This is a genomic window from Micromonospora wenchangensis (assembly GCF_002210435.1).
Taxonomy (GTDB): domain Bacteria; phylum Actinomycetota; class Actinomycetes; order Mycobacteriales; family Micromonosporaceae; genus Micromonospora; species Micromonospora wenchangensis.
Window position 1 is genome coordinate 18,535 of record NZ_MZMV01000049.1, and the last position, 24,187, is coordinate 42,721.

The 24,187-nt window shown below is 72.4% G+C and carries 20 protein-coding genes; 15 read left to right on the plus strand and 5 right to left on the minus strand.

The window, feature by feature from the left end; translation table 11 throughout:
* Positions 1 to 31 precede the first annotated feature (31 nt).
* Positions 32 to 352, plus strand: a complete 321-nt coding sequence (locus B5D80_RS24290; protein WP_088646246.1) for an antibiotic biosynthesis monooxygenase family protein — start codon at positions 32 to 34, stop codon at positions 350 to 352.
* A 15-nt stretch (positions 353 to 367) separates the two neighbouring features.
* Here the strand turns inward: B5D80_RS24290 and B5D80_RS24295 are convergent, their stop codons facing one another.
* The 3 genes from B5D80_RS24295 to B5D80_RS34525 form a co-directional block, all read right to left on the minus strand.
* A complete protein-coding gene (locus B5D80_RS24295; RefSeq protein ID WP_088646247.1) occupies positions 368 to 1,642 on the minus strand; it encodes a lanthionine synthetase LanC family protein in 1,275 nt (424 codons plus the stop codon).
* Positions 1,643 to 1,696: 54 nt separating this feature from the next.
* Positions 1,697 to 2,419 carry a class F sortase gene (locus B5D80_RS34520; RefSeq protein WP_357764165.1) on the minus strand — a complete coding sequence of 241 codons (723 nt, stop codon included), beginning with the start codon at positions 2,417 to 2,419 and terminating at the stop codon, positions 1,697 to 1,699.
* Between the two features lie 224 nt (positions 2,420 to 2,643).
* Positions 2,644 to 3,243 (minus strand): hypothetical protein, encoded by a 600-nt coding sequence (locus B5D80_RS34525; protein WP_245854949.1) that lies wholly within the window; start codon positions 3,241 to 3,243, stop codon positions 2,644 to 2,646.
* Between the two features lie 221 nt (positions 3,244 to 3,464).
* Here B5D80_RS34525 and trmB point away from each other — a divergent pair, with 221 nt between their 5' ends.
* The 13 genes from trmB (at position 3,465) to B5D80_RS24360 (ending at position 18,401) form a co-directional block, all read left to right on the plus strand.
* Positions 3,465 to 4,091 carry a tRNA (guanosine(46)-N7)-methyltransferase TrmB gene (gene trmB / locus B5D80_RS24305; RefSeq protein ID WP_425437249.1) on the plus strand — a complete coding sequence of 209 codons (627 nt, stop codon included), beginning with the start codon at positions 3,465 to 3,467 and terminating at the stop codon, positions 4,089 to 4,091.
* Positions 4,092 to 4,217: 126 nt separating this feature from the next.
* A complete protein-coding gene (locus B5D80_RS24310; RefSeq protein ID WP_088646250.1) occupies positions 4,218 to 6,731 on the plus strand; it encodes a DEAD/DEAH box helicase in 2,514 nt (837 codons plus the stop codon).
* Between the two features lie 91 nt (positions 6,732 to 6,822).
* Positions 6,823 to 7,587 (plus strand): GntR family transcriptional regulator, encoded by a 765-nt coding sequence (locus B5D80_RS24315; RefSeq protein WP_245854950.1) that lies wholly within the window; start codon positions 6,823 to 6,825, stop codon positions 7,585 to 7,587.
* Positions 7,588 to 7,625: 38 nt separating this feature from the next.
* The gene (deoC, locus tag B5D80_RS24320) at positions 7,626 to 8,366 is read left to right on the plus strand and encodes a deoxyribose-phosphate aldolase (RefSeq protein ID WP_245854951.1); all 741 of its coding nucleotides are present in this window, start codon (positions 7,626 to 7,628) and stop codon (positions 8,364 to 8,366) included.
* 277 nt (positions 8,367 to 8,643) lie between these two features.
* On the plus strand, positions 8,644 to 9,765 hold the full coding sequence (locus B5D80_RS24325) for a zinc-dependent alcohol dehydrogenase (RefSeq protein WP_088646251.1): 1,122 nt from the start codon (positions 8,644 to 8,646) through the stop codon (positions 9,763 to 9,765).
* Positions 9,765 to 10,967 (plus strand): MFS transporter, encoded by a 1,203-nt coding sequence (locus B5D80_RS24330; protein ID WP_088646252.1) that lies wholly within the window; start codon positions 9,765 to 9,767, stop codon positions 10,965 to 10,967. Before B5D80_RS24325 ends, B5D80_RS24330 begins: the two co-directional genes overlap by 1 nt.
* Complete coding sequence (locus tag B5D80_RS33060; protein ID WP_144081750.1) at positions 10,964 to 12,250, plus strand: amylo-alpha-1,6-glucosidase; 1,287 nt, start codon at positions 10,964 to 10,966, stop codon at positions 12,248 to 12,250. Before B5D80_RS24330 ends, B5D80_RS33060 begins: the two co-directional genes overlap by 4 nt.
* Positions 12,247 to 13,263, plus strand: a complete 1,017-nt coding sequence (locus B5D80_RS33465) for a Gfo/Idh/MocA family protein (protein WP_158224231.1) — start codon at positions 12,247 to 12,249, stop codon at positions 13,261 to 13,263. The genes B5D80_RS33060 and B5D80_RS33465 overlap by 4 nt, the downstream gene beginning before the upstream one ends.
* A 181-nt stretch (positions 13,264 to 13,444) precedes the next feature.
* Positions 13,445 to 14,089: a hypothetical protein gene (locus tag B5D80_RS24340; protein ID WP_088646253.1), complete on the plus strand. Its 645-nt coding sequence runs from the start codon at positions 13,445 to 13,447 to the stop codon at positions 14,087 to 14,089.
* Positions 14,090 to 14,316: 227 nt separating this feature from the next.
* Complete coding sequence (locus B5D80_RS24345) at positions 14,317 to 15,060, plus strand: hypothetical protein (protein ID WP_088646254.1); 744 nt, start codon at positions 14,317 to 14,319, stop codon at positions 15,058 to 15,060.
* Positions 15,057 to 16,028, plus strand: a complete 972-nt coding sequence (locus B5D80_RS24350; RefSeq protein ID WP_211291630.1) for a U32 family peptidase — start codon at positions 15,057 to 15,059, stop codon at positions 16,026 to 16,028. Before B5D80_RS24345 ends, B5D80_RS24350 begins: the two co-directional genes overlap by 4 nt.
* The gene (locus tag B5D80_RS24355; protein WP_088646256.1) at positions 16,025 to 16,759 is read left to right on the plus strand and encodes an iron-containing redox enzyme family protein; all 735 of its coding nucleotides are present in this window, start codon (positions 16,025 to 16,027) and stop codon (positions 16,757 to 16,759) included. Before B5D80_RS24350 ends, B5D80_RS24355 begins: the two co-directional genes overlap by 4 nt.
* A 145-nt stretch (positions 16,760 to 16,904) precedes the next feature.
* Complete coding sequence (locus B5D80_RS24360; RefSeq protein WP_144081752.1) at positions 16,905 to 18,401, plus strand: peptide ligase PGM1-related protein; 1,497 nt, start codon at positions 16,905 to 16,907, stop codon at positions 18,399 to 18,401.
* 49 nt (positions 18,402 to 18,450) lie between these two features.
* Here the strand turns inward: B5D80_RS24360 and B5D80_RS24365 are convergent, their stop codons facing one another.
* A complete protein-coding gene (locus B5D80_RS24365) occupies positions 18,451 to 18,930 on the minus strand; it encodes a cytidine deaminase family protein (protein WP_088646258.1) in 480 nt (159 codons plus the stop codon).
* A gap of 234 nt (positions 18,931 to 19,164) precedes the next feature.
* On the opposite strand from B5D80_RS24365, the gene hrpA reads away from it, so the two are divergent.
* On the plus strand, positions 19,165 to 23,220 hold the full coding sequence (gene hrpA, locus B5D80_RS24370; protein ID WP_088646259.1) for an ATP-dependent RNA helicase HrpA: 4,056 nt from the start codon (positions 19,165 to 19,167) through the stop codon (positions 23,218 to 23,220).
* Here hrpA and B5D80_RS24375 read toward each other — a convergent pair whose 3' ends face one another.
* Positions 23,221 to 24,159 carry a LysR family transcriptional regulator gene (locus B5D80_RS24375; RefSeq protein ID WP_088646260.1) on the minus strand — a complete coding sequence of 313 codons (939 nt, stop codon included), beginning with the start codon at positions 24,157 to 24,159 and terminating at the stop codon, positions 23,221 to 23,223.
* Positions 24,160 to 24,187: the final 28 nt, after the last annotated feature.

The window sequence follows — 24,187 nt, forward strand, 5'->3', positions numbered from 1 at the left end:
CGGCCCGGTGGCGCGGGGCTAGGGTGGGGAGATGGCAGTCGTGAAGATCAACGCGATCGACGTCCCGCCCGGTGCCGGCGAGGAGCTGGAGAAGCGGTTCGCCGCCCGGGCCGGCGCGGTGGAGAACTCCCCCGGTTTCCTCGGCTTCGAACTGCTGCGCCCGGTGGCCGGTGAGAGCCGCTACTTCGTGTACACCCGCTGGGAGACCGAGGAGGCGTACCAGGCGTGGGCGGCCGGGCCGTCGCGCGCCGCGCACGCCGGTGGTGGGGGCGGCGAGCAGCAACGGCCGGTCGCCTCCGGCGCGACACTGCTGGAGTTCGAGGTGGTCCAGCAGGTGACCGGCAAGGGCTGAGCCGGCCCCGGGCGGTCAGAGCCAGGGCAGGACGGGCGCGGTGGTGGGGGCGGCGAGCCGGGCGAGCCAGCTGGCGATCCCGGCGGCGCCCTGCATGAACCCGGGCTCCGGCGGCAGTTCCGCCGGGGTCCGGGTGTGCTCGGTGTTGGACCAGGCGACCCCCGTCGGGGTGGACACCGTCCGGGCGAGCACGTCCTCGGCGAGCCGGTGCGCCCAGGCGAGCAGGGCGGGGTCGGCGGTGGCCCGGTAGCGGTCCACCAGCAACTGTCCGACCCCGGCCGTGCCGCAGCACCGGGCGAGGTTGTCCCAGTAGCCCGGGTACCGCCGCTGCGGCAGGCCGCTGTCGCGCAGCGCCCGCAGGCACCCGTCGACGGCCCGCTGCCAGCGGGGCTGCGGGTCGACGGTGTCGAGCAGGGTGAACAGCCGCACCGTGCCGGTGGGGCCGTGGCACCAGCCGAAGTTGACCGCCGGGCGGTCCGGGCGGGGCGGGACCAGCAACGGCAACGCCCAGCCGTCCGGCTGGTCACCCATCGCCAGCAGGCCGTCGGCGGCGCGGACGGCGGTGTCGAGCAGGTCGTCGCGGCGCAGGGTGACACCGGCGACGGCGAGGGCGTAGGCGACCCCGGCGGTGCCGTGCGAGAAGCCCGGCATCAGGCGCTCGTCGCCGGCCCGCATCCGCCAGTGCGGCCCGTCCGGGTGCTCCTCGGCGAGCCCCACCAGCCCGTCGGCGAGGACGTGCGCCGCCTGCGCCACCACCGGACGACCGGTGTCGTCGAGCAGGGTCAGCAGGATGCCCGCGTCGCCGGAGATGACGTCGGAGCACCGCTCCGGATCCACCGGGCGGTCCCGCAGCCGTTCGGCGATGCGTGCCGTCACCGACGCGGCGGCGTCGCGGGCGACCGGGTCACCGGTGACCCGGCCCCAGGCGCGCAGTGCGACGGCGGCCCCGGCCCAGCCGCCGAACACCCCGTCGTCGGGCAGCGTCGCGGCGTCCGGCTTGTGCCGGGCGAGGTGCACCAACCGGTCCCGGGCACCGGCCGCGACCCGGTCGAGAGCCGACCCGGCCCCGCTGCCCGAGCCGGTGACGGGGGGCGCGGCCCCGGCGGGCACCCCGCCCGGCGGGTAGGCACCGGCGGCGACTACCTCGGCGCAGCCGAGCAGCACCCCGGCGGTGCCGGCGTACAGGTCGTCGAAGGGTTCGCCCGCCTCCCGCCAGCACGGGCCGCCGTCGGCGGGCACCGCCACCGACTCGATCCAGGTGAAAGCCTGCCGCACCACGTCCGCCGTCACCGCGCGATCCTGCCATCCGCCGGCGGGCGGCGTCGCCGCAATATCGCCAGGCGGTCAGGGTGACCGGGTCGCCGCCAACGAGGCGAACGCGATGACGTTGTCGGCGTATCCGGTGCGTCCGCCTATCCACTGACCGCCGCAGGTGATCAGCCGCAGGGCCGGTGCGCCGTCGCGGCCGTAGACCCGGTCGGCGGGCAGGGCCGACTTGTCGAAGAACTCCACCGAGTCGACCCGGAACACCACCACCCGCCGGTCGTCCCGGGTCACCTCGATCGTGTCGCCCGGGTTGAGTTTGCGCAGGTCGTAGAAGACCGAGGGGCCGTCCTTCGAGTCGACGTGGCCGACGATGATCGCCCGGCCGGGCTCGCCGGGGGTCGGGCCCCGGTCGTACCAGCCGGTCTCGTCGTGCCGGTCGAGCGGCGGTACGTCGATCGAGCCGTCGCGGGCCTGACCGACCGGGGTCACCGGGGCGGCCACCTTGATCGCGGGCACGGTGAGCCGTACCGGGCGGCTGGCCGGCAGGCTGCCCGGCACGGGGCTGCGCCGGGCGTCGGCGGCCGGGCGTTGCGACGGCGTGCCCGTCCAGTCCAGGGGCCCGACTGAACGCCCCAGCCCGGCGCCGGTGGCGAAGATCCCGAGCAGCACCAGCGCCACGGCCAGCGGCACCGACCAGGGCCCGCGCGTCGAGGACCGCCCGCCGCGCGGGGCTGCCGGGGCCGGGCCGGCAGCCGTCGGGCCGCCGGTGGACGGGACCGGGGCACGGAACGGGGGCGACATCGGATCGTCGGGCGGCCGGGCCGGGGTGCTGCGCTGTGCAGTCGCCGCGACGGATGGCGGCGGACCGGGCACCGGGCCGGCCGGCGGGGGGATCAGACCGACCCACCGGGGGCGGGGACCGGGGCCGCCGGAGGGGGAACGGTGCGCCCGCGTGCCACCGGGGGGCGGGCTGCCGGGGGGCGGGAGCGGGCCGTTGCCCGGCCCCGGGGAGGCGGACGGCACGGTCACTGCCCGGCGACGCCACGCGGCCGGCGGGCCGCCACGATACCGACGACGGCCCCGGCGATGGTCAACGCCAGCCCGCCGGGCACGAGCAGCCCGCCGGGCATCCCGCCGCCGCCGGCCGCGCCGCCGAAGCCGGTGTGCGGCCCGGGGCTGGGCTTGACCTTCTTGACCACCTGGAGCGCCGTCGAGGCGGTCGCCCCGTCGGGGCATTCCAGCTTGACCCGGTAGTTGCCCGGCCGGACCCGCTCCCTGACCATTGGCGCGGCGGTGAGCAGGCCGTGCTGCGGCTGCACCTGGACCCGGCCGAAGGCGTCGGACACGACCGTCGCCGGGATCGAGTTGTCGTGGCAGCTCGCCCGGATACCGACCAGGTAACCCGGCTCGACGGTCCCCGGGGTCACCTCGACGAAGAGCACGCCGGGCGGCGGCTGCGGGTCACCGCCCCCGTCGGGCGGGGGTTGACCCGGCCCGGGGGCCGCAGCGAGGGCCGGTGGGGCGACCGGGACCGGGGCGGCGGATGCCGGGGCGGTGTGCCACAGGGCGGGGACGAGGGCGCCGACGGCGACCGCCAGCGCGGTGCGGTGCAGCGGAATCGACACGTCTCCCCCTTCCGGCGCCCCGGGGCAGCGCCGGACCGACCCGGACGCCGACCTGCCGTACGGGATGAATCGTCTCACCCTCCGACCGACGGCACATCCGATACGGCGGAACCGTCGCGTACGCTCGGGTCGCTGTGACCTCCATCGACCAGAACCCCGCCGTCCCGGTGGCCCGGCCGGGCACCGGGACGATCCGCACCTTCCACCCCCGACGGGGCCGGATGACCAGCCGGCAGACCGACGCGCTGGCCCGGCTGCGGCCGGCGTACGGGATCGAGATCGCCGACCTCGACGGGCCGGTCGATCCGGCCGGGTTCTTCGGTCGGGGCGCGCCGGTGGTGCTGGAGATCGGTTCCGGGATGGGTGACGCCACCGCGGCGATGGCCGCCGCCGACCCGGACCGGGACTACCTGGCGGTCGAGGTGCACACCCCGGGCATCGCCAACCTGCTCGACCTGGTGCAGCGCCACGGCCTGGGCAACGTCCGGGTCGCCCAGGGTGACGCGCTGGACCTGGTCCGGGCCATGCCGGAGAGCTGCCTGGACGCGGTGCATGTGTTCTTCCCCGACCCGTGGCCCAAGTCGCGGCACCACAAGCGGCGGATCATCCAGCCGGAGCACGTGGCGTTGCTGCGGTCCCGGCTGGCCGGCGGCGGGACGCTGCACTGCGCCACCGACTGGGCCGAGTACGCCGAGTCGATGCGCTCGACGCTGACCGCCGACCCGGAGCTGGTCGACGTGCACGGCGGGTACGCTCCCCGGCCCGCCCACCGCCCGGTGACCAAGTTCGAGCGGCGGGCCCTGACCGCCGGCCGTGCGGTCTTCGACCTGGTCCACCGCCGCCGCTGAGCCTGCTGTGTCGCCCGTCCGGCGGTGTCCGACCGCTGGCGATACCGCCACCTCGCCCCACCGGTGCTTCGGCCGGGCGGCCCGGTTGGCGTACGGGGTGGTGGTGCGGGCACGATGGGGGGCGCTATGACGCTGACTGCCGCGCTGCCTCGAAGCGCCGACCCCGACACCCTCTTCGACGCGTTCGCCGGCTGGGCGTCCGCGCGCGGCCTGGACCTCTATCCGCACCAGGAGGAGGCGATCATCGAGATCGTCTCCGGCGCGAACGTGATCATGAATACCCCTACCGGTTCGGGCAAGAGCCTGGTCGCGATCGCGGCGCACTTCACCGCCCTGGCCGACGACCGGACGAGCTTCTACACCGCGCCGATCAAGGCCCTGGTGTCGGAGAAGTTCTTCGCGCTCTGCGAGGTGTTCGGCGCGGAGAACGTCGGCATGCTGACCGGCGACGCCAGCGTCAACGCCGACGCCCCGATCATCTGCTGCACCGCCGAGATCCTGGCCAACCTGGCCCTGCGCGAGGGGACCCGGGCCGACGTCGGCCAGGTGGTGATGGACGAGTTCCACTTCTACGCCGAGCCGGACCGGGGCTGGGCCTGGCAGGTGCCGATCATCGAGCTGCCGCAGGCGCAGTTCGTGCTGATGTCGGCCACCCTGGGCGACACCACCCGGTTCGTCGACGACCTGACCCGGCGTACCGGCCGGTCGACCGCCGTCGTCCGGTCGGCCGAGCGGCCGGTCCCGCTGATCTTCTCGTACGCGATGACGCCGCTGCACGAGACCCTCGAAGAGCTGCTGGAGACCAAGCAGGCCCCGGTGTACGTGGTGCACTTCACCCAGGCCGCCGCGCTGGAACGCGCCCAGGCGCTGATGAGCGTGAACGTCTGCACCCGGGCCGAGAAGGACATGATCGCCGCCGCGATCGGCAGCTTCCGGTTCACCTCCGGCTTCGGCAAGACGCTGTCGAGGCTGGTGCGGCACGGCATCGGCGTGCACCACGCCGGGATGCTGCCCAAGTACCGCCGGCTCGTCGAGACGCTGGCCCAGGCCGGGCTGCTGAAGGTCATCTGCGGCACCGACACGTTGGGCGTGGGCATCAACGTGCCGATCCGCACGGTGCTGTTCACCGGCCTGAGCAAGTACGACGGGGTGCGCACCCGGCTGCTCAAGGCCCGCGAGTTCCACCAGATCGCCGGCCGGGCCGGGCGGGCCGGCTTCGACACCCTCGGGCGGGTGGTGGTGCAGGCCCCCGAGCACGTGATCGACAACGAGAAGGCCCTGGTTAAGGCCGGTGACGACCCGAAGAAGCGGCGCAAGGTGGTGAAGAAGAAGCCACCGGAGGGCTCGGTCGGTTGGGGCGAGCCGACGTTCCAGCGCCTGGTCGAGGCCGAGCCGGAGCCGTTGACCTCCAGCTTCCAGGTCAGCCACTCGATGCTGCTCAACGTGATCGGCCGCCCGGGTGACGCGTTCGCCTCGATGCGGCACCTGCTCACCGACAACCACGAGGACGCCGCCGCCCAGCGCCGGCACATCCGCCGGGCGATCGCCATCTACCGGGCGCTGCGGGCCGGCGGGGTGGTCGAACAGCTCGACGAGCCCGACGAGACGGGCCGCCGGGTCCGGCTCACCGTCGACCTCCAGCTCGACTTCGCGCTGAACCAGCCGCTGTCGCCGCTGGCCCTGGCCGCCATCGAACTGCTCGACGCCGACTCCCCGTCGTACGCCCTGGACGTGTTGAGCGTGATCGAGTCGATCCTCGACGACCCGCGCCAGGTGCTCTCCGCGCAGCAGTTCAAGGCGCGCGGCGAGGCGGTGGCCGCGATGAAGGCCGAGGGCATCGAGTACGAGGCCCGCATCGAACTGCTCGACGAGGTGACCTGGCCCAAGCCGCTGGCGGAGCTGCTGCACGCCGCGTACGAGATGTACCGGCAGGGGCACCCCTGGGTCGCCGACCACCAGCTCTCCCCCAAGTCCGTGGTGCGGGACATGTACGAACGCGCGATGACCTTCGGCGAGTACGTGCAGTTCTACGGGCTGACCCGCTCCGAGGGCCTGGTGCTGCGCTACCTCGCCGACGCGTACAAGACGCTGCGGCAGACCGTGCCCGAGGACGCCAAGACCGAGGAGCTGGTCGACCTCATCGAGTGGCTGGGCGAGCTGGTCCGGCAGGTCGACTCCAGCCTGATCGACGAGTGGGAGCGGCTGCGCAACCCCGCCGACGTCGCGGACGCCGCCCAGGCGCACGCGTCGCTTGAGGAGCGGGTGCCGGCGGTGACCCGCAACGCCCGCGCCTTCCGGGTGCTGGTCCGCAACGCGTTGTTCCGCCGGGTCGAGCTGGCCGCCCTGCGCCGCTGGTGGGACCTGGGCGAGCTGGACGGGGCGTCCGGGTGGGACGCCGACGCCTGGGCGGAGGCGCTGGAGCCGTACTTCGCGGCGTACGACGGGATCGGGGTGGGGCCGGACGCGCGCGGGCCGGCGCTGCTCATGATCGAGCAGGGGCGGGAGAAGTGGACCGTCCGGCAGATCCTGGACGACCCGGAGGGCGACCACGACTGGGGGATCAGCGCCGAGGTCGACCTGGCCGCCTCGGACGAGGTGGGGGCCGCCGTGGTGCGGGTGACGGACGTCGGGCAGTTGTAGCGCCGGGTCGGACGCCCGTGGCGTCGGGCCGGCCGATCGGCCCTGGTGACGGCTAGTTGACTAGACAGCTAGATGGCGTACAGTACGGACCGTGACGGGGAGACTTCCGCAAGAGACCAGCTTCGCGCCGAGGTACTACCTGATCGAGCAGGAACTGAAGTCGCGGATCCGGTCGATGCAACCGCACGAGCCGCTGCCGTCCGAGGCCGCCCTCACGGAGCAGTTCGGGGTGAGCCGGATGACCGCCCGCGCCGCCGTGCAACGGCTGGTGGCCGAGGGTCTGGTCTACCGACAGGCGGGCCGGGGGACGTTCGTCGCACCGCCGGTGGCGCAGCGCCGCGCCGACACCCTCGTGCGGTTCAGCAGCGAGATGCGCCGGCAGGGGCGGGTCCCCTCGTCGCGGGTCGTCTCCGCCCGCCTCCGGCCGGCCGAGCCCGGTGAGGTGAGCCGGCTGCGGCTGGCGGCCGACGCCGAGGTGGTGGCCATCGAGCGGGTGCGCCTGGCCGACGGGGTGCCGGTCGCCCTGGAACAGGCGACCTTCCCGCCGCACGTCCGCGACCTGCTGGCCGTCGACCTGACGGACCGGTCGCTGCACGAGACGCTGATCCGCCTCGGTCGGGTGCCGATGCGCGGGTACGCCACGGTCGAGGCGCACGCCGCCGGCGAGGACGACTGCCGGCTCCTCGACGTGACCCCCGGCACCGCCCTCCTGGTCGAGAACCGTCTGGTGCTCGACCAGGACGACAAACCGCTGGAGCTGACCCAGTCCCGGTACGTCGGCGCGCGGTACTCCCTGGAGGTCGCGTTCTCGGTGGACCACGACAACTCGCAGACGCGGCCCGGCCCGAAGGCGTAGTGGACCGGCGATCCCGGCCCTGACGAAAGGTGAACACCGTGAGTTCAGCCCCCACGCCAGCGAACGTCTCGGTGGACCGGGTCGCGAAGATGATCGATCACTCGCTGCTGCGGCCCGAACTCACCGTCACGGAGGTGGGTGCCGGCTGCGAGCTGGCCCTGCGCTACGACGTCGCATCGGTGTGCGTCAAGCCGGCCGACGTCCCGTTCGCCGCCAGCGTGCTGGCCGGCTCGGACGTCATGGTCGGCACCGTCGTCGGCTTTCCGCACGGCAGCAGCACCAGCCGGATCAAGGCGGCCGAGACCGCCGCCGCGCTCAGCGACGGCGCCCGCGAGATCGACATGGTGATCAACATCGGATGGCTCCGGCAGTGCCGGGACGACGACGTCCTCGCCGACATCGAGGCGGTCGTCCGGGAGGCGACCGACGTCGCCCGGGTGAAGGTGATCCTGGAGAACGCCTACCTGGACACGGACGAGAAGGTCCGGGGGTGCCTGCTCGCCGTGCAGGCCGGCGCGGACTTCGTCAAGACCTCCACGGGGTTCGCACCCGGCGGCGCGACCCTGGACGACCTGCGTCTCATGCGGGCGACCGTGCCGCCCGGCGTGGGCGTGAAGGCGGCCGGCGGGGTCCGCACCCTGGACCTGCTGCTGGAGATGGCCGAGATCGGCGTCACCAGGTTCGGTGCCACCGCCACCGCCGACATCCTCGACGACCTGCGCGCCCGCTCGACGGAAACCGCCGACAATCACGGATGCAATACGCGGCCAACCCGATGAATACGTGTCGGAAACAATTCGGCACACGATCCGCGGTCCACTAATAGAAGGCAACCGCACGCCCCCGCATTTCCCAGCACAGAAAATGACGGAACCACATTAACGCCACCGGCCCCGCGCCGGCATTTCAGCATTCCCGGAACAACGCCCATAAATGTGACCCAGCACACAGCGGGACCGGCTAGCTGCAAATAGAAAGCCGACCCTACCCTTCATTAAGAAACAGTGGGCGCCGAGTGCCGGCCCATTGTCACAGGAATTCACCTGGGGAGGTTCGATGCAGGCGTATGTCATGTATGGGCCGGGTGTTCTGGAGTCCACCGAGCAACCCGATCTCATTTATGGCGCAGACGAGATCCTGCTCCGCACGGAATCGGTGTCGATCTGTTCGACCGACGTCTCGTACTTCCGGGGACACCTCTTCCCCGAAACCTGGCCGATCGTGCCCGGTCACGAGTACGTCGGTGAGGTCGTCGGCATCGGCAGCTCACTCAAGGGAGTGGTCGAGATCGGGCAGCGGGTCTGCTACTGGGGTCAGACGGACTTCGGCGGCATGGCCGAGTACCGGGCCATCCGACCGATCTTCGGCCACCAGGTCGCCGCCGAGACGGCGTGGTACACCGAACGGAACTTCTACGACGCCGACCAGTCCGCCGCGGTCCTCGTGCCGGACGCCCTGTCCTGGGACGCCGCCACCATCATCGAGCCGTTGACCTCGGTGCTCCGCTCGATCCTGGTCAACCCGCCCCGGCCCGGCGACGTGTGCGTGGTCCTCGGCTGCGGTCCGAGCGCGGTGCTCGCGACGCAGGTCCTGACCCGCTACGTGGGCGCCCGCTCGGTCACCGTCGTCGACCGTAACGAATACCGCCTGAAGGTCGCGCTGAACTCCGGGGCGTCGCTGGGGTTCAACACCTCGACGGCGGCCGAGGCGCTGGAGACGTTCGTACGGGAGAACCACGACCAGTACGCGGACTACGTGTTCGACGCGCTGCCCCACGTGGCCGTCGACGGACACGGCAAGGACGTACGCGAACTGGCCATGGGACTGCTGCGTCCCGGCGGCACCTACGTCGTCTACGGCGCGACCGGCGTACGGCAACAGATCAACACCTGGCTCATTCTGGCGAAAGGGCTCAACATCCGGGCCACCCCGTTCGACGTACGCCTCTTTCCGATGGCCCGCTCGGCGCACGTCGCGAACATCGCCGTACGGCTTCTCGAATCCGGTCTGGTCGACGCCGCACCGGTGGTCAGCCACCGCATTTCCTTCTATGACCCGCCGGCCGTGGTGGGGGCGTTCGAGAGCTACGGGCAGGGCGATTCCATGAAGACGTGTCTGCGGCTGTCCCCGCTCGCACACGCCGCCGCCGACACCGGCATGCTCCTCGGAAAAATGTGATGAAATCCGAGGCCGCCTACACCCGCGACCGGGTCACCTGGCTGGCGTTCGCCATCCTGGCCGTCTACGCCTACGTGCTGTACGCCCTCGGGCCGATGCTGACCCTGCTGCGCCGGGACCTGGATCTCCCGTACGCGATGATCGGTGTCCATTCCACGGTGTTCGCCGCAGGCGTGCTGGTTCCCGGCCTGCTCTTCGGCCGGCTGGTGGCCACGTTCGGCAGGCGACGGCTGCTCTGGGCGGCCTCGGCTGCCGTCGCCGCCGGCGCGGTCGCCCTGGCGGTGGGCCGTACCCCCGTCGTCACCCTCCCGGCCACGGCGGTGCTCGGGGTCGGCGGGGTCTTCCTCCAGATCATGGCACTCGCCCTGCTCGCCGACCGGCACGGTCCACGGCGGGACCGGTCGCTCGTGGAGGCCAACGCCGGCGCCAGCGCCGCCGCCGTACTCGCCCCGCTCCTCGTCGGCGCCCTCGACGCCGCCGGGGCGAGTTGGCAGGTCAGCCTCGCCCTGCCGGTCATCGCGCTGCTGGCGCTGCGGGTCGGATACCGCACGGAGTCCCTCGCCGACGCGCCTCCCGGCTCCGCACCCCGCCGGGCCGGCGGCCGGACGCCGCTGCCCCGCACGTTCTGGCTGATGTGCGCCGTCTGCGGTCTGGTGGTCGGTGCGGAGTTCTGCGTCGTCTTCTTCGGCGCCTCCCTGCTCCGCCAGGTCGCCGGGGTCGGCACCGGTACCGCCGCGGCGGTGATGACCGTGTTCGCGGTCGGGGAACTCGTCGGCCGGCTCACCGGCAGCCGACTCACCTCCCGACCGGGCCGGACCCGACACGTCCTCTTCGCCACCCTGGGCGTCAGCGCCGTGGCGTTCGTCGCGCTCTGGGCGTCGCCGAGCCTCGTGCCGATGGTCGTGGCCCTGCTGCTGCTCGGCCTCGGCATGGCCAACCTGTTTCCCCTGGCGCTGTCCCTGGCCGTCGGGACCGTACCCGACCGCAGCGACGACGCGACCGCGCGGACCCAACTCGTCGTCGGTGTGGGCATCATGCTCGCGCCGCTGCTGCTCGGTACGCTCGCGGACCGGCTGGGCGTCCGGCTGGCCTTCGGCGTCGACCTGGCCCTGCTCGCCGCGGCGGGACTCCTGCTCCTGCTCGCCCGGGACCCACGGCGACCCGCCCGCACCGGCGTCGACCAGCAGTTGGTGGCCCGGTGATCGCCGACATCGACGGGACCGCCGCCGCGGTCACCGCCGCCACCGACATGCTGCGCGGCAATCGTCGCACCGGCTACTCCGCCGGCGCCGGGCACGAATTCCAGTTCACCTGCCCGTCACCGGACACGTACCCGTTCCAGTGGGCGTGGGACAGCGCCTTCCACGCGATCGCGCTGTCCCACGTCGACCCGGGCCGGGCGCAGGCCGAACTCGACTCGTTGCTCACCGCGGTGAGCCCGGAGGGATTCCTGCCGCACATGCTGCTGTGGCAGGACGACCTGCGGCCCCGCGCCGTCGAGGACTTCCGCATCCGGGTGACCGGCTGGACCTCGGCGACCCTCGCGCCGCCGGTGCTCGCCCGGGGCGTGGAACGGGTGTTCCTCGCCACCGGCGACCGGGACTGGCTGGCCGGCGTCCTGCCCCGCACGGTGGCGTTCTACGAGTGGCTGCGTTCCCACCGCAGCAGTCCGCACACCGGCCTGCTGCTCACCTACCAGCCCGACGAGTCCGGCCTCGACGCGAGCCCCAAGTACGACGAGGCGATCGGGCTCACCGTCACCACCGGGGACGTGGCACCGCACTGGCACGACGCGATGCGCAGGTTGCTCGACTCGTACGCGACGGCCACCGGCGGGGCGGATCTTCTCGCGGCCCGCCGGTTCGTCTGGCACGACGTGCTGTTCAACAGCATCTACGCCGACGGGCTCCGGGCGGCGGCCCGGCTGTGCCGGCAGTCCCCGAGGGCCGGGCGGGTGGCCGACGTGTTCGACAACCGCGCGCGCGCCATCACCGCGGCCCTGCACCGGCACTGCTGGGACGAGGAACGGGGGGTGTTCTGGGACCTCGACGTGGTGCGCGGCACACCGGTGCGGGTCCTGACCGTCAGCAGTCTGTTCCCACTGATCCTCGAGGACCTCCCCGCCCCGACGGCCCGCCGCCTGGTCGAGGAGCACCTGCTCAACGAGCGGGAGTTCTGGACGGCCTTCCCGGTGCCGAGCGTGGCGGTCGACGAACCGACGTTCGACCCGGACTTCCGGACCGGAGCGATCTTCCGGGGTTCGAGCTGGGTCAACCTGAACTGGTTCCTGCACGACGGGCTGCTCAGGCACGGCTACCGGAGAGTCGCCGAGGTGATCGCCCGGCGCACCGTGGAGATGACCGCCCGGTCCGGGATGCGGGAGTGCTACGGCCCGTTCGACGGGGTCGGGCACGCCGCCCGGCAGTTCGGCTGGAGCAGCCTCGTCATCGACCTGGTCGCCGGCATGGAGGGGGAGCGGCAGTGACCGTCCGGTGGGGCTTCCTCGGGGCCGGCTCGATCGCCCACTCCAGCGTGGGGCCGGCCGTGCGGGCGGCGGTCGGCCACACCCTGCACGCCGTCGCGGCCAGGGACGAACGGCGAGCCGCCGTTCTGCGGCCGGCCCGGGTCTACCGCCACTACGAACAGCTCCTGTCCGATCCCGACGTGGACGCGGTCTACGTCTGCCTGCACAACCGGGCGCACGTGACCCAGGTCCGGGCGGCACTGCGGCACGGCAAGCACGTCCTGTGCGAGAAGCCCCTCGGGCTGACCGCCGTCGAGGTCGCCGCGATGACCAGCGAGGCGACGGCCGCGCGACGCGTGCTCGTCGAGGCGGCCTGGAACCGGTGGCATCCCCGGACCAGGACGGTGGAGACGCTGCTCGCCGCCGGCGAGGTCGGTCGCGTCCAACGGGTCGTCGCCCGGTTCCACGGTGCGTCCCCGACGCCGGGGAACTACCGACGCCAGGCCGCCCTGGGCGGTGGCGCGCTGTGGGACGTCGGTTGTTACGCCGTCGCCGGGGCGCTGTCGGCGCTGGGCTGGCGGCAACCGACGGAGGTCAGCGCCACGGCGGTCCGGTGGGACGACGGCGACGCCGACGTCACCACCCGGGCGCGGCTGACCTTCGGCACCGGCACGACGGTGGACGTCGTCGCGGCGCTGGACGGCGGCGACGACCAGCTCCTCGAGGTGCACGGTGAGGCAGGTGTGCTGCGGCTGCCCCATCCGGCGTTCACCGCGGGCGCCGCGCCCGCCACGGCGCTCCTGACACCGCGCGGCGCGGCCACCCGGGTGTTCGACTACCCGGCCACCGACCCGTACCGCCTCATGGTCGAGGCGTTCGGCGCGGCGGTCCGGGGTGAGGGCACCTGGCTCGTGTCCCTCGCCGAGTCGGCGGCGGTCGCACGGACGCTCGACGCGATCCGGGCGGCCCTGGCCGTCCCGGACCGGGTACCGGGCGCAGGCGTGTCCCCCCGTCCCGGCGCGGGCCGGCCCTAGGGCGACGCCGGCCGGCCTTCGGGGCCCGGCGGAGCACGACGCACCCGAGCCTCCGGACCGGCCGACGGAGCCGCCGGCGGTGCGGACGCGAGGAGGATCGGCGGTCTCCAACCCTGGGCGATGTCACCCCCGTCGATTAGAATGTATGTACTAATCGAGTTCCTGACCTGGGAGGACGCTCGTGACTACGCCCGTCAACGCCCCCCTCACGCCGTACGCCACCCTCCTCGGTTTCACGCGGTACGTCGACCGCACCGGGCCCACCAAGGCAAGCTTCGTCGGCGGGCTGCGCAAGCAGCGGGCCAGCCGGCACGGCTTCAACCCGCACGGCCAGTTCGTCAAGGCGCTCAAGGCCGACATCGCCTTCCACACCGGCGGCACCCACCTGGCCGGGGTGGCCGACCTGGTCAAGCCGCGCTGGCGTCCGCTCTACCAGGCACTGACGCCCGGCGCGACGGCGTGGCTGGAGTCGCTCGGCGAGCCGGCCGGCGTCGACCTGGCGCAGACCCGCGACGCCCTCGCGATGCTCGGCGACCTGCCCGTCAAGATCAACCCCCACTTCGGCGTCCGGTACGCCGACGGCCACGCCGAGGCGGTGCGGCTGCACTTCGACGAGACCCCGCCGAGCGAGGAGGCGGCCCTGGCCACCCTGCACCTGATGGCCCGGCACATGGACGCGGTGCTGCCGCACGCCGAGCCGGTCCTGGTCGACGTGCGGCGGGGGGTGGCCCACCGGACGCCCGAGCACGTCAAGCCGGCGCAGGTCGAGCAGTGGCTGGCCGGCGAGGCGGCCGCCTTCCGGGCCATCTGGTCCACCGCCGCCTGACCGCACTTCCGGCACATCCACTTATCCATTGACCTGCATAACTGTTTAAGACAGATCGGACGGCAGCGTCGCCGTCCGATCTGTCCGTCGTTGCAGACTTTTCCAAAGACCGTTCCGATCACCATGAGAGCCGACGCCGACCGTAGAGTGTTGCGGAAATCATGTTCATCTACCTCGATGTGTAATGGCGCAGGGAAGCACCAGTTCGATCGGAGGTGGAATTCCCGATGAGTGACGTCCGGTTCCGCTACTTCGCCGGGGCAGAATCGATCCCCCCTGATTTCGTCCACCGAATACGCACCGACCTGGCCCGGTCGATGCCCCGGCACCGGGTGGCCGACTACCTGACCACCAAGCAGCACATCCTGCGGGAGAGCCACCACCTCGTCGCGGCCGAGACGGCCCACGGGTGCGTCGGGCTCGTCGCCGCCACCGAACGCGACCCCGACGAGCGGCCCTTCACCTACGTCGAGACCCTGCTGGTCGCCGAGGAACACCACGGGGGAACCGTCGCCTTCGGTCTGGTCTCCCGGCTGTTCCGCGAAATCACCCGCCGCCACGGCGATTTTCCGGAACTGGTGGCGATGAAGACCTACACGCCGAAGGCGTACACGGTGATGCGCCGGTTCACCGTCCACGACGACATCCGCTGCTATCCCCGCCTCGACGGTTCCGACCCCGACGAGGTGCGCCGGCTGGCCGCCCGGGTGGCCGCCCGACTGTCACCGGAGTGCCGGTTCGATCCCCGTACCGGGGTGGTCGTGCACGGCGGCGGCACGGTCGGCAGCGACTTCTGGCGGTACCGGCCACGCTCCGGAAACCGGCACGTCGACGAATTCTTCGCCACCGAGGTCGGCGAGTTCGACCGGGTGCTGTGCCTGGTGCACGCCCCGACCCCGGCCGCCCGGGCGGCACTGGCCGCGGCGCTGCGCATCACCCCGAATCCGGCACCCCGACAGGAGATCGCGTGAACGACGTAACCATGTCCGGCGGCACGGCACGGGACTGGCTGGCCGGGAAGGGCTACCCGTTCACCGACAACGTCGCGTTCCACCGCTCGGCCGGCGAGTTCGACGGGGGCGGCCAGTTCGGCGTCGAGATCCCGGCGGTGAACTCGATGCGCGACCTCGAAATCATGGTCAAACTGCTCAACGAGCACGGCGTGCGGGTCACCCGGTTCAACGAGACGCTGGGATCCTTCCTGCTCTCGGACGCCGAACTGACCGACATGTTCGCGCTGTGCCGGGAGAACGACCACGGCATCGTCGTCAGCCTGGGCCCCCGCCCCGAGTACGACACCAGGAGCGCCTTCTACCGCACCGGCTTCGGCCTGGAGATGGGCCGGCAGATCAACAACAGCGACGGCATCCGCGCCTGCGTGGCCGAGGCGCTGCGGCTCGCGGCGCTCGGCTGCCGGGGCATCACCGTCTACGACATCGGCGTGCTGCGGGTGCTCGCGGAGCTGCGGTCGGACGGGCTGCTCCCGGCCGACCTGGTCTTCAAGACCTCCAGCCACTGCATGCCGACGAACCCCTTCCTGGCGCGGATCTTCGCCGAGAACGGCGCCGACAGCATCACCCTGGCGCACGACCTGGGCCTGCCGATGATCCAGGAGATCCGGCGGCTCAACCCCGAACTGCCGATGGACGTGCCCACCGACGTCTACCGCACCAAGGGCGGCTTCATCCGGTTCTACGAGCTGGCCGAGATCGTCCAGATCGCCGCGCCGGTGATGCTCAAGATGGGCGCGAGCGTGCAGGAACACCCGTACGACCCGCCGAGTGAGGCACGGACCGTCGAACGGGTCCGGCGCGTCGCGCGCGGACTGGAAATGCTGGACCGCCACCTTCCCGACAAGACCGCCATCACCCGCCGCAGCCGGCAGTACGCGATTCCGGCCGCGGCGTCCGACCGACGACAGGGGCCGGCAAGCGCATGACCACCAACGAGCACGCCGCATTCAAGCAGGAGGTCGACGAACTGCTGCGGCAGATGGTGCAGCAGTTCTACCGCGAGGTCGAGGGCGCGGACCACCTCTTCCGGGCCAGGGACATCAACATGGCCTACTACCAACGCCACGTCATCGAGATCATTCTGCGGCTGCGGATGAAGCGGTGGATCGACGCGCTGACGATCCACTACTTCACCAAGCACAACCCGGTGCTGGCCAAGAAGTGGTGTGCGTACACCGAGGACGAGATGCTGCACGACTCGATGTTCGCCAAGGACCTGGAACGGGTCGGGGTGAGCCGGGAGGAGATCTACTCGACCGAGCCGATGTTCTCCACCAAACTGCTCCAGGGCTACTTCTACTACGGTCTCGAACACGAGGGCCGGCCGCTGGCCTCGCTGTCCAGCTCGTACTTCATCGAGAACGTCTCGCTGATGACCCAACCGGACTGGATCGAGAACGTCGAGCAGGTGCTCGGCGCGGGCATGGCCAAGGGGCAGCAGGCGCACGTCAACCACGACCTGGAGGACGACCACACCGATTTCGTGTGGGACGTGCTCATGACGTTCGTGCACACCGACGACGACCGGCGTCGGGTGGTGGAACACATCACCAACGTGTACCGGCTGTTCTGCGCCTTCTACACCGAGCTGTACCACCGCACCGTGCTCAAACAGGACGGCGCATTCGCGGTGGTGAAAGCACTGACCACCCCCTGAGGAGCCGAATCGCGGGCGGCCGCGGGTCACCTCGGGACGCCGGTCGCGGTGTTAGGGTCGGGCCCACCTTCCGTCGGACGGCGGTCACGCCACCACCTGTGGTGTGACCGCCCGTCGACCTCCGCCGCCGAGGAGAATGATCGCGATGGCCGTCACCGGCAACCGTCGTGCCGTCGTTTCCGTGCAGAGCCGGGAATGCAGCCCCGAACTGTTGGAACGGTTGAGCGGATCGACGCTTTTTCCCGAACGGCCGGTCGGGGCGGCGATCGTCGCGGTGGTCTGCCGGGGCGGCGGTTCGCTGCTCTACGTCACCGCGCCCCGGATGATCGACGCCGACCGTCAGGTGGACTACTTCCTCGGGCTGCTGCCGCAGGAGCCGGTCGACGGGCGGGACCCCCGCCGGGACCGGGTGGCCGTCGGCAGCCTCGACGACTCCTCGCCCCGCTGGCTGAGCGACAAGCTGCTCGACGCGACGAACCCGGCGGCCGCCCGGCTGCGCGGGCGCGTGGCCGACTTCGTCGCCGCCGCCCGGAAGGCGGGCGACGAGGTCGCGCTGAGCTACTTCGAACCGTCCCGCGCCCTGCAGGACTACGCCGCCGACCTCGGCGTCCCGGGGGACCAGGCCGACGCCGGGTACATCCCGCTCGGCACCAAGAGCGCCGGCCGGGACATGTTCCGGGCGCTCGGCATCGAGGTGCCGGCGGGCACCCCCGAGTGCCACGACGTCGACACGCTCGCCGAGGCGGTAGCCGACCTCGTGCTGGCCGGGCGACGCCGGCTGGTGCTCAAGCTGAGCAGCACCGCGTACGGCGCCGGGATGGGCAACGCGACCGTCGACCTCACCGACGTCACCGGCACCGACCGCGCCGGGGTGGTCACCGCCGTGGCCAAACGGCTACCCGGCAGCCGGCTCGTCGACGGCAGGCTGGGCTGGGCGGAGTTCGCCGGCCTGATCCCTGACGCCGGCATCGTCGCCGAGGAGTTCGTCGAGGCCGACGAGCTGCGCAGCCCCAGCTTCCAGGGGCGGGTGACCCCCGCCGGTGCCGTCGAGTGCGTCTCCACCCACGACCAGGTGCTCGGCGGGGCGGGCCTGACCTACGTCGGCAGCTCGTTCCCGGCCGACGCCGCCTACCGCGCCACCGTGGTCGAGTACGGCCTGCGCGTCGGCAGGTACCTCGTGGCGCAGGGCGTCACCACCGGGGACTACGGCGTCGACTTCATCGCCGCCCGCCGGGGTGACACGTTCCGGGTGCTCGGCTGCGAGCTGAACCTGCGCGCGACGGGGACCAAGCACGGTTTCGTGATGGCCAGCCAGCTGCTCGACACCGTGCCGGACGCCGACGGCAGGCTGTTCACCGACACTCCCGACGGCCGCGCCGAGCGCGTCTACCAGGCGTCGGACTCGATCACCGACCCGTCGTTGGTGGGGCTGGCCCCGGCCCGGTTGATCGACGCCGTCGAGCGGTCACCGCTGCGCTACGACCACACCCGGCGGACCGGCACGGTGCTGCACATGCTCAGCGCGCTGCCCGCCTACGGCAAGTTCGGCGCGGTCTGCATCGGCCGGGACGCGGCCGAGGCGGCAGAGCTGATGGACCGCACCCGCGCCCTCTCCCTGAACGTGGCGGCCCAGGACGGCTGACCGCGCGCCCGGCCCGCTCCGGTCGGCGGCCGGGCGGCACGACGACGGCTCAGTCCTCCGAGGCGGGGCGGCTCGCCGGGACCGTCGGCATCGGCCAGTGCCCCGTCCGGACGATGGCGGAGGCGTCGAGCCGCTGCTCGGCCCAGATGTAGGTGTCCGGCAGCAGATCGGCCACCGGCACCTTGCGCAGCGCGTCCAGCGGCCCGACGATGACCTGGATGGTCGGGTGGTAGTCGAGCAGCACCTGCCGGCACCGCCCGCACGGCGGGATCACCCCGCGCCCCCGGTCGCCCACCGCGACGATGGTCTCCAGCTCCCCCACGCCCTGGGTGGCGGCGGCACCGATGGCCACCAGCTCCGCGCAGGGTCCGCCGGTGAAGTGGAACAGGTTCACCCCGGTGAAGACCCGGCCGTCGGTGGTCCGGGCCGCCGCCGCGACGGTGTGGTTCTCGCTGCGGCAGCGCAGCTTGGCGACCGCCGTGGCGGCCTGGACCAGCGCGCGGTCGGTGTCCAGCATCGTCGTCGTCATCCGGCAGCCCCCCGTGGTCGCGTCGTCGGCGCTCAGCGTAGCCCGGCGGCGGCCGGTTCCCCGGGCAGCGCACCGGGGACGTGACCGCCGACCCGCCGCGCCGCACGCCCGCCCGTACCCGGCCCGTGACCTGCGCCGGGACGGCCGGGGGCACCCACCTCACCAGCGGCGGTGGGGCCTCGGGGCGTAACCCGGGGGCGGTCCGGCCCTCGGCTGCCTATCCTTGGCGACGACATGCAGAATCCAGCCGCCTCCGGTCCCGCCGCGCCCGCCGACGCCCCGACCGCCCGTGAGCTGCACCGCCGGCTCACCCCGTTGATGTTCCGTGACCAGCGTCGCCTCCAGCGGCGGCTGGACGGGGTGCGCCGGCTGCGCGACCCGCAGCGGCGCGACGAGGCGCTGGCCGAGATCGCCGCCGAGGTGTCCCGGGCGGAGGGCCGGCTGGCCACCCGGCGGGCCGCCGTGCCGACCATCACGTACCCCGCGCAGTTGCCGGTCAGCGAACGCCGCGACGACATCGCCGCCGCCATCCGCGATCACCAGGTGGTGATCGTGGCCGGCGAGACCGGCTCCGGCAAGACCACCCAGCTACCCAAGATCTGCCTGGAGCTGGGGCGCGGGATCACCGGCCTGATCGGGCACACCCAGCCCCGCCGGCTGGCCGCCCGGACGGTCGCCGACCGGATCGCCGAGGAGCTCGGCACCGAGCTGGGCGACGTGGTCGGCTACAAGGTGCGCTTCACCGACCAGGTGAGCGACCGCAGCCTGGTCAAGCTGATGACCGACGGCATCCTGCTGGCCGAGTTGCAGACCGACCGGATGCTGCGCCAGTACGACACGTTGATCATCGACGAGGCGCACGAGCGCAGCCTCAACATCGACTTCATCCTCGGCTACCTGCGTCAGCTGCTCCCCAGGCGTCCCGACCTGAAGGTGGTCATCACCTCGGCGACCATCGAGACCGACCGGTTCGCCAAGCACTTCGCCGACGCCGACGGGCGGCCCGCGCCGGTGGTCGAGGTCTCCGGGCGCACCTACCCGGTGGAGGTCCGGTACCGGCCGCTGGTGGAGGTCACCGAGGGCGACGACGACGAGGGCGACGACGAGGAGAACGTCCGCGACCAGATCCAGGCGATCGGCGACGCGGTGCAGGAGCTGGCCGCCGAGGGGCCGGGGGACATCCTGGTCTTCCTCAGCGGCGAACGCGAGATCCGGGACACCGCCGAGGCGCTGGGCAAGCTGACCCAGTCGAAACGCGCGCTGCTCGGCACCGAGATCCTGCCGCTGTACGCCCGGCTGTCGGCCGCCGAGCAGCACCGGGTCTTCGCCCCGCACGCCGGACGCCGGGTGGTGCTCGCCACGAACGTCGCGGAGACCTCGCTGACCGTCCCCGGCATCAAGTACGTGGTGGACCCGGGTTCGGCCCGGATCTCCCGCTACTCCAGCCGGCTCAAGGTGCAGCGGCTGCCCATCGAGCCGGTCTCCCAGGCGTCGGCCAACCAGCGCAAGGGCCGCTGCGGCCGGACCTCGGACGGCATCTGCATCCGGCTCTACGACGAACAGGACTTCGCCTCCCGGCCGGAGTTCACCGACCCGGAGATCCTGCGTACCAACCTCGCGTCGGTCATCCTCCAGATGACCGCGATCGGCCTCGGTGACCTCGCCGCGTTCCCGTTCATCGACCCGCCGGACCGGCGCAACGTCACCGACGGGGTCAACCTGCTGCACGAACTGGGCGCGCTGGACCCGACCGAGACCGACCCGGCCAAGCGGCTCACCCCGCTGGGCCGGCGGCTGGCCCAGCTCCCGGTCGACCCGCGGCTGGCCCGGATGGTCATCGAGGGCGAACGCAACGGCTGCGCCACCGAGGTGCTGGTGATCGCCGCCGCGCTGTCGATCCAGGACCCCCGGGAGCGGCCGGCGGACAAGCAGGCCCAGGCCGACCAGGCACACGCCCGGTTCGCCGACCGGGAATCGGACTTCGTGTCGTTCCTCAACCTGTGGCGGTACCTGCGCGAGCAGCAGCGGGAGCTGTCGTCCAGCGCGTTCCGCCGGATGTGCCGGGCGGAGTACCTCAACTACCTGCGGGTGCGCGAGTGGCAGGACATCGTCGCCCAGTTGCGGCAGGTGCTGCGTACCCCGGAACAGGACGACGGGCGGCGGGGCCGGCGGGGCGCGGCGCAGCCCCCGGCCGACGGTGGCCGGCGCGGGGTCACCGCCGACCTGCCGGAGGAGATCGACACCCCGAGGGTGCACCAGTCGCTGCTGCCCGGCCTGCTGTCGCACATCGGGCTCAAGGACGCCCAGAAGCACGAGTACCTGGGCGCGCGGGGGGCGAAGTTCGCGGTCTTCCCCGGTTCGGCGCTGTTCAGGAAGCCGCCGCGCTGGGTGATGGCCGCCGAACTGGTGGAGACCTCCCGGCTGTGGGGCCGGGTCGCCGGGCGGGTGGAGCCGGAGTGGGTCGAGCCGCTGGCCCAGCACCTGGTCAAACGCAGCTACAGCGAGCCGCACTGGGAGAAGAAGCAGGCCGCCGTGATGGCCTACGAGAAGGTCACCCTGTACGGCGTCCCGCTGGTCACCTCCCGCAAGGTCAACTTCGGTCGGATCGACCCGGTGCTGAGCCGGGAGCTGTTCATCAGGCACGCCCTGGTGGAGGGCGACTGGCAGACCCACCACCAGTTCTGGCGGGACAACGAGAAGCTCCGCACCGAGATCGAGGAACTGGAGAACCGGGCCCGCCGCCGGGACATCCTGGTCGACGACGAGAGCATCTTCGCCTTCTACGACCAGCGGATCCCCGCCGACGTGGTCTCCGGCCGGCACTTCGACGCCTGGTGGAAGACGGCCCGCCGCCAGCAGCCCGACCTGCTCACCTTCACCCGGGAACTGCTGGTCAACGCCGGGCGGGGCGGGGTCGACGAGGCCGACTTCCCGGATGAGTGGCGGGCCGACGGGGTGACCCTGCCGCTGACGTACACCTTCGACCCGACCGCGCCCACCGACGGCGTCACCGTCGACATCCCGCTGCCGCTGCTCAACCAGGTGCCGGCGGAGAGCTTCGACTGGCAGGTGCCGGGGCTGCGGGAGGAGCTGGTGATCGCGCTGATCCGGACGCTGCCCAAGGCGGTCCGGCGCAACTTCGTCCCGGTGCCCGACCACGCCCGCGCGGCGCTCGCCGCGATCACCCCGGGCGAGGAGCCGCTGCTGGACGCGTTGGCCCGGCAACTGCGCCGGATGACCGGGGTGACCGTGCCCCGGGAAGCGTGGGAGCCGGCGAAGCTGCCGCCGCACCTGCGGGTGACGTTCCGGGTGATCGGCGACGCCGACCAGCCGGTCGCCGAGGGCAAGGACCTGCCGGCCCTGCAACGCCAACTCCGCCAGGAGGTACGCCAGGTGGTGGCCGCCGCCGCGCCGGAGCTGGCCCGCACCGGGCTGACCGGGTGGACCATCGGCACCCTGCCGCGCACCGTCGAGCAGGTCCGGGCCGGCTACGCGGTGACCGCCTATCCGGCGCTGGTGGACGAGGGCACGACGGTCGGGGTGAAGGTCTTCGACTCCGAGGCCGAGCAGGCCGCCGCGCACTGGGCGGGCACGAGGCGGCTGTTGCGGCTGACCGTGCCGTCACCGGCGCAGTTCCTGCAGGGACGGCTCAGCAACGAGGCGAAGCTGGCGTTGAGCCGCAACCCGCACGGCGGGGTGCAGCAGCTCATCGCCGACGCCGCCGGGGCCGCCATCGACAAGCTGGTCGCCGACGCGGGCGGGCCGGCCTGGGACGCCGACGGCTTCGCCGCGCTGCGCGACCGGGTCCGCGCCGATCTGGTCGACACGGTCGTGGAGGTGATGGGCCGGGTGCGTCAGGTGCTCGCCGCCGCGTACGCGGTGGAGCAGCGGCTCGGCGCGACCCGCAACCTGGCGGTGGTGGCCGCCCTGGCCGACCTGCGCCAGCAGCTCACCGGCCTGGTGCACGACGGTTTCGTCACCGAGGCCGGCTACGCCCGGCTACCCGACCTGCTGCGCTACCTGACCGCGATGGAACGCCGGCTGGACCGGCTGACCGCCAACCCGCAGCGGGACAAGTCTCAGCAGGACCGGATCGCCGCCGTGCAGCAGGAGTACCGGGACCTGCTGGCCGCGCTGCCCCCGGCCCGCCGCGCCTCGGCCCCGGTGCGGCAGATCCGCTGGATGATCGAGGAGCTGCGGGTGAACGTCTTCGCGCAGGCCCTCGGCACCCCCTACCCGGTCTCCGAGCAGCGCATCTACCGCGCGATGGACGACGCCGAGGGGCGCTGATCAGGGCAGCGGCTCCACGCCCGGCGGCAGGTCGCTGGTGCTGGTGGCCGCGTGCACGTAGTCGAGCAGGATGCGGCGCAGTTCCCGCCCGGCGTGGGTGGGCACGACGTCGCGGCGGCGGGCCACCGCGATGGTCCGGCGCACCCCGGGCGGGGCGAGCCGGGTGACCCGGATGCCGGGGCGGCGGCTGACCACGATGCCCGGCACCAGGGCGATGCCCAGTCCGGCCTCGACGAAGCTGAGCACGGCGTCCATCTCGCCGCCGTCGACCGAGAAGGTGGGCTCGAAGCCGGCCTCCCGGCACGCCTGGATGGTGGCGTCACGCAGGTCGTAGCCCTCGCGGAACATCACCAGCGGCTGGTCGCGCAGGTCGGTGATCCGCAGCTCGCCGCTGACCAGCGCGGCGGGCAACGGCTCCACCGAGGCGATCACCAGGCTCTCCCGCAGGATCGGGTCGACCCGCAGCCCGGGGTCGGCCCCCTGCGCGGGCATGATGATCAGGGCGAGGTCGAGGTCGCCGCGCAGCAGGTCGCGGACGAGGTCCTGTGAGCCGCCCTCCTCGACGCGCAGGTCGACGGCGGGGTGGGCGTCGCGGAACCGGCGCAGCACCGGCGGGGCGAGCGAGGTGGCCAGGCTGGGGGTGGCTCCGAGCCGGACCCGGCCCCGGCGCAGGCCGACGAGTTCCTGCACCTCCCGGGTGGCGGTGTCGACGTCGGCGAGGATGCGTTTGGCCAGCGGCAGCAGCACCTCACCGGCGGCGGTGAGGGCGATGTTGCCGCGTACCCGCTCGAACAGGGGGGCACCGAGGGTGGTCTCCAGAGCGTGAACTTGCTTACTCAACGACGGCTGCGTTATGCCGACGATGTCGGCGGCTTGGGTGAAATGTCGTACTTCAGCCACCGCGACGAAGTACCTCAGCTGATGGAGCTGCATCTTCATAGCTTACGGCTATCGAGACTGCGAGTTC

Bases quoted from the DNA above. Each gene is read 5' to 3' on its own strand.
- B5D80_RS24290 (WP_088646246.1), top strand. From the start codon at position 32: ATGGCAGTCGTGAAGATCAACGCGATCGACGTCCCGCCCGGTGCCGGC.
- B5D80_RS34520 (WP_357764165.1), bottom strand. From the start codon at position 2,419: ATGTCGCCCCCGTTCCGTGCCCCGGTCCCGTCCACCGGCGGCCCGACG.
- trmB (WP_425437249.1), top strand. From the start codon at position 3,465: ATGACCAGCCGGCAGACCGACGCGCTGGCCCGGCTGCGGCCGGCGTAC.
- B5D80_RS24310 (WP_088646250.1), top strand. From the start codon at position 4,218: ATGACGCTGACTGCCGCGCTGCCTCGAAGCGCCGACCCCGACACCCTC.
- B5D80_RS24325 (WP_088646251.1), top strand. From the start codon at position 8,644: ATGCAGGCGTATGTCATGTATGGGCCGGGTGTTCTGGAGTCCACCGAG.
- B5D80_RS24330 (WP_088646252.1), top strand. From the start codon at position 9,765: ATGAAATCCGAGGCCGCCTACACCCGCGACCGGGTCACCTGGCTGGCG.
- B5D80_RS24345 (WP_088646254.1), top strand. From the start codon at position 14,317: ATGAGTGACGTCCGGTTCCGCTACTTCGCCGGGGCAGAATCGATCCCC.
- B5D80_RS24355 (WP_088646256.1), top strand. From the start codon at position 16,025: ATGACCACCAACGAGCACGCCGCATTCAAGCAGGAGGTCGACGAACTG.
- B5D80_RS24360 (WP_144081752.1), top strand. From the start codon at position 16,905: ATGGCCGTCACCGGCAACCGTCGTGCCGTCGTTTCCGTGCAGAGCCGG.
- B5D80_RS24365 (WP_088646258.1), bottom strand. From the start codon at position 18,930: ATGACGACGACGATGCTGGACACCGACCGCGCGCTGGTCCAGGCCGCC.
- hrpA (WP_088646259.1), top strand. From the start codon at position 19,165: ATGCAGAATCCAGCCGCCTCCGGTCCCGCCGCGCCCGCCGACGCCCCG.
- B5D80_RS24375 (WP_088646260.1), bottom strand. From the start codon at position 24,159: ATGAAGATGCAGCTCCATCAGCTGAGGTACTTCGTCGCGGTGGCTGAA.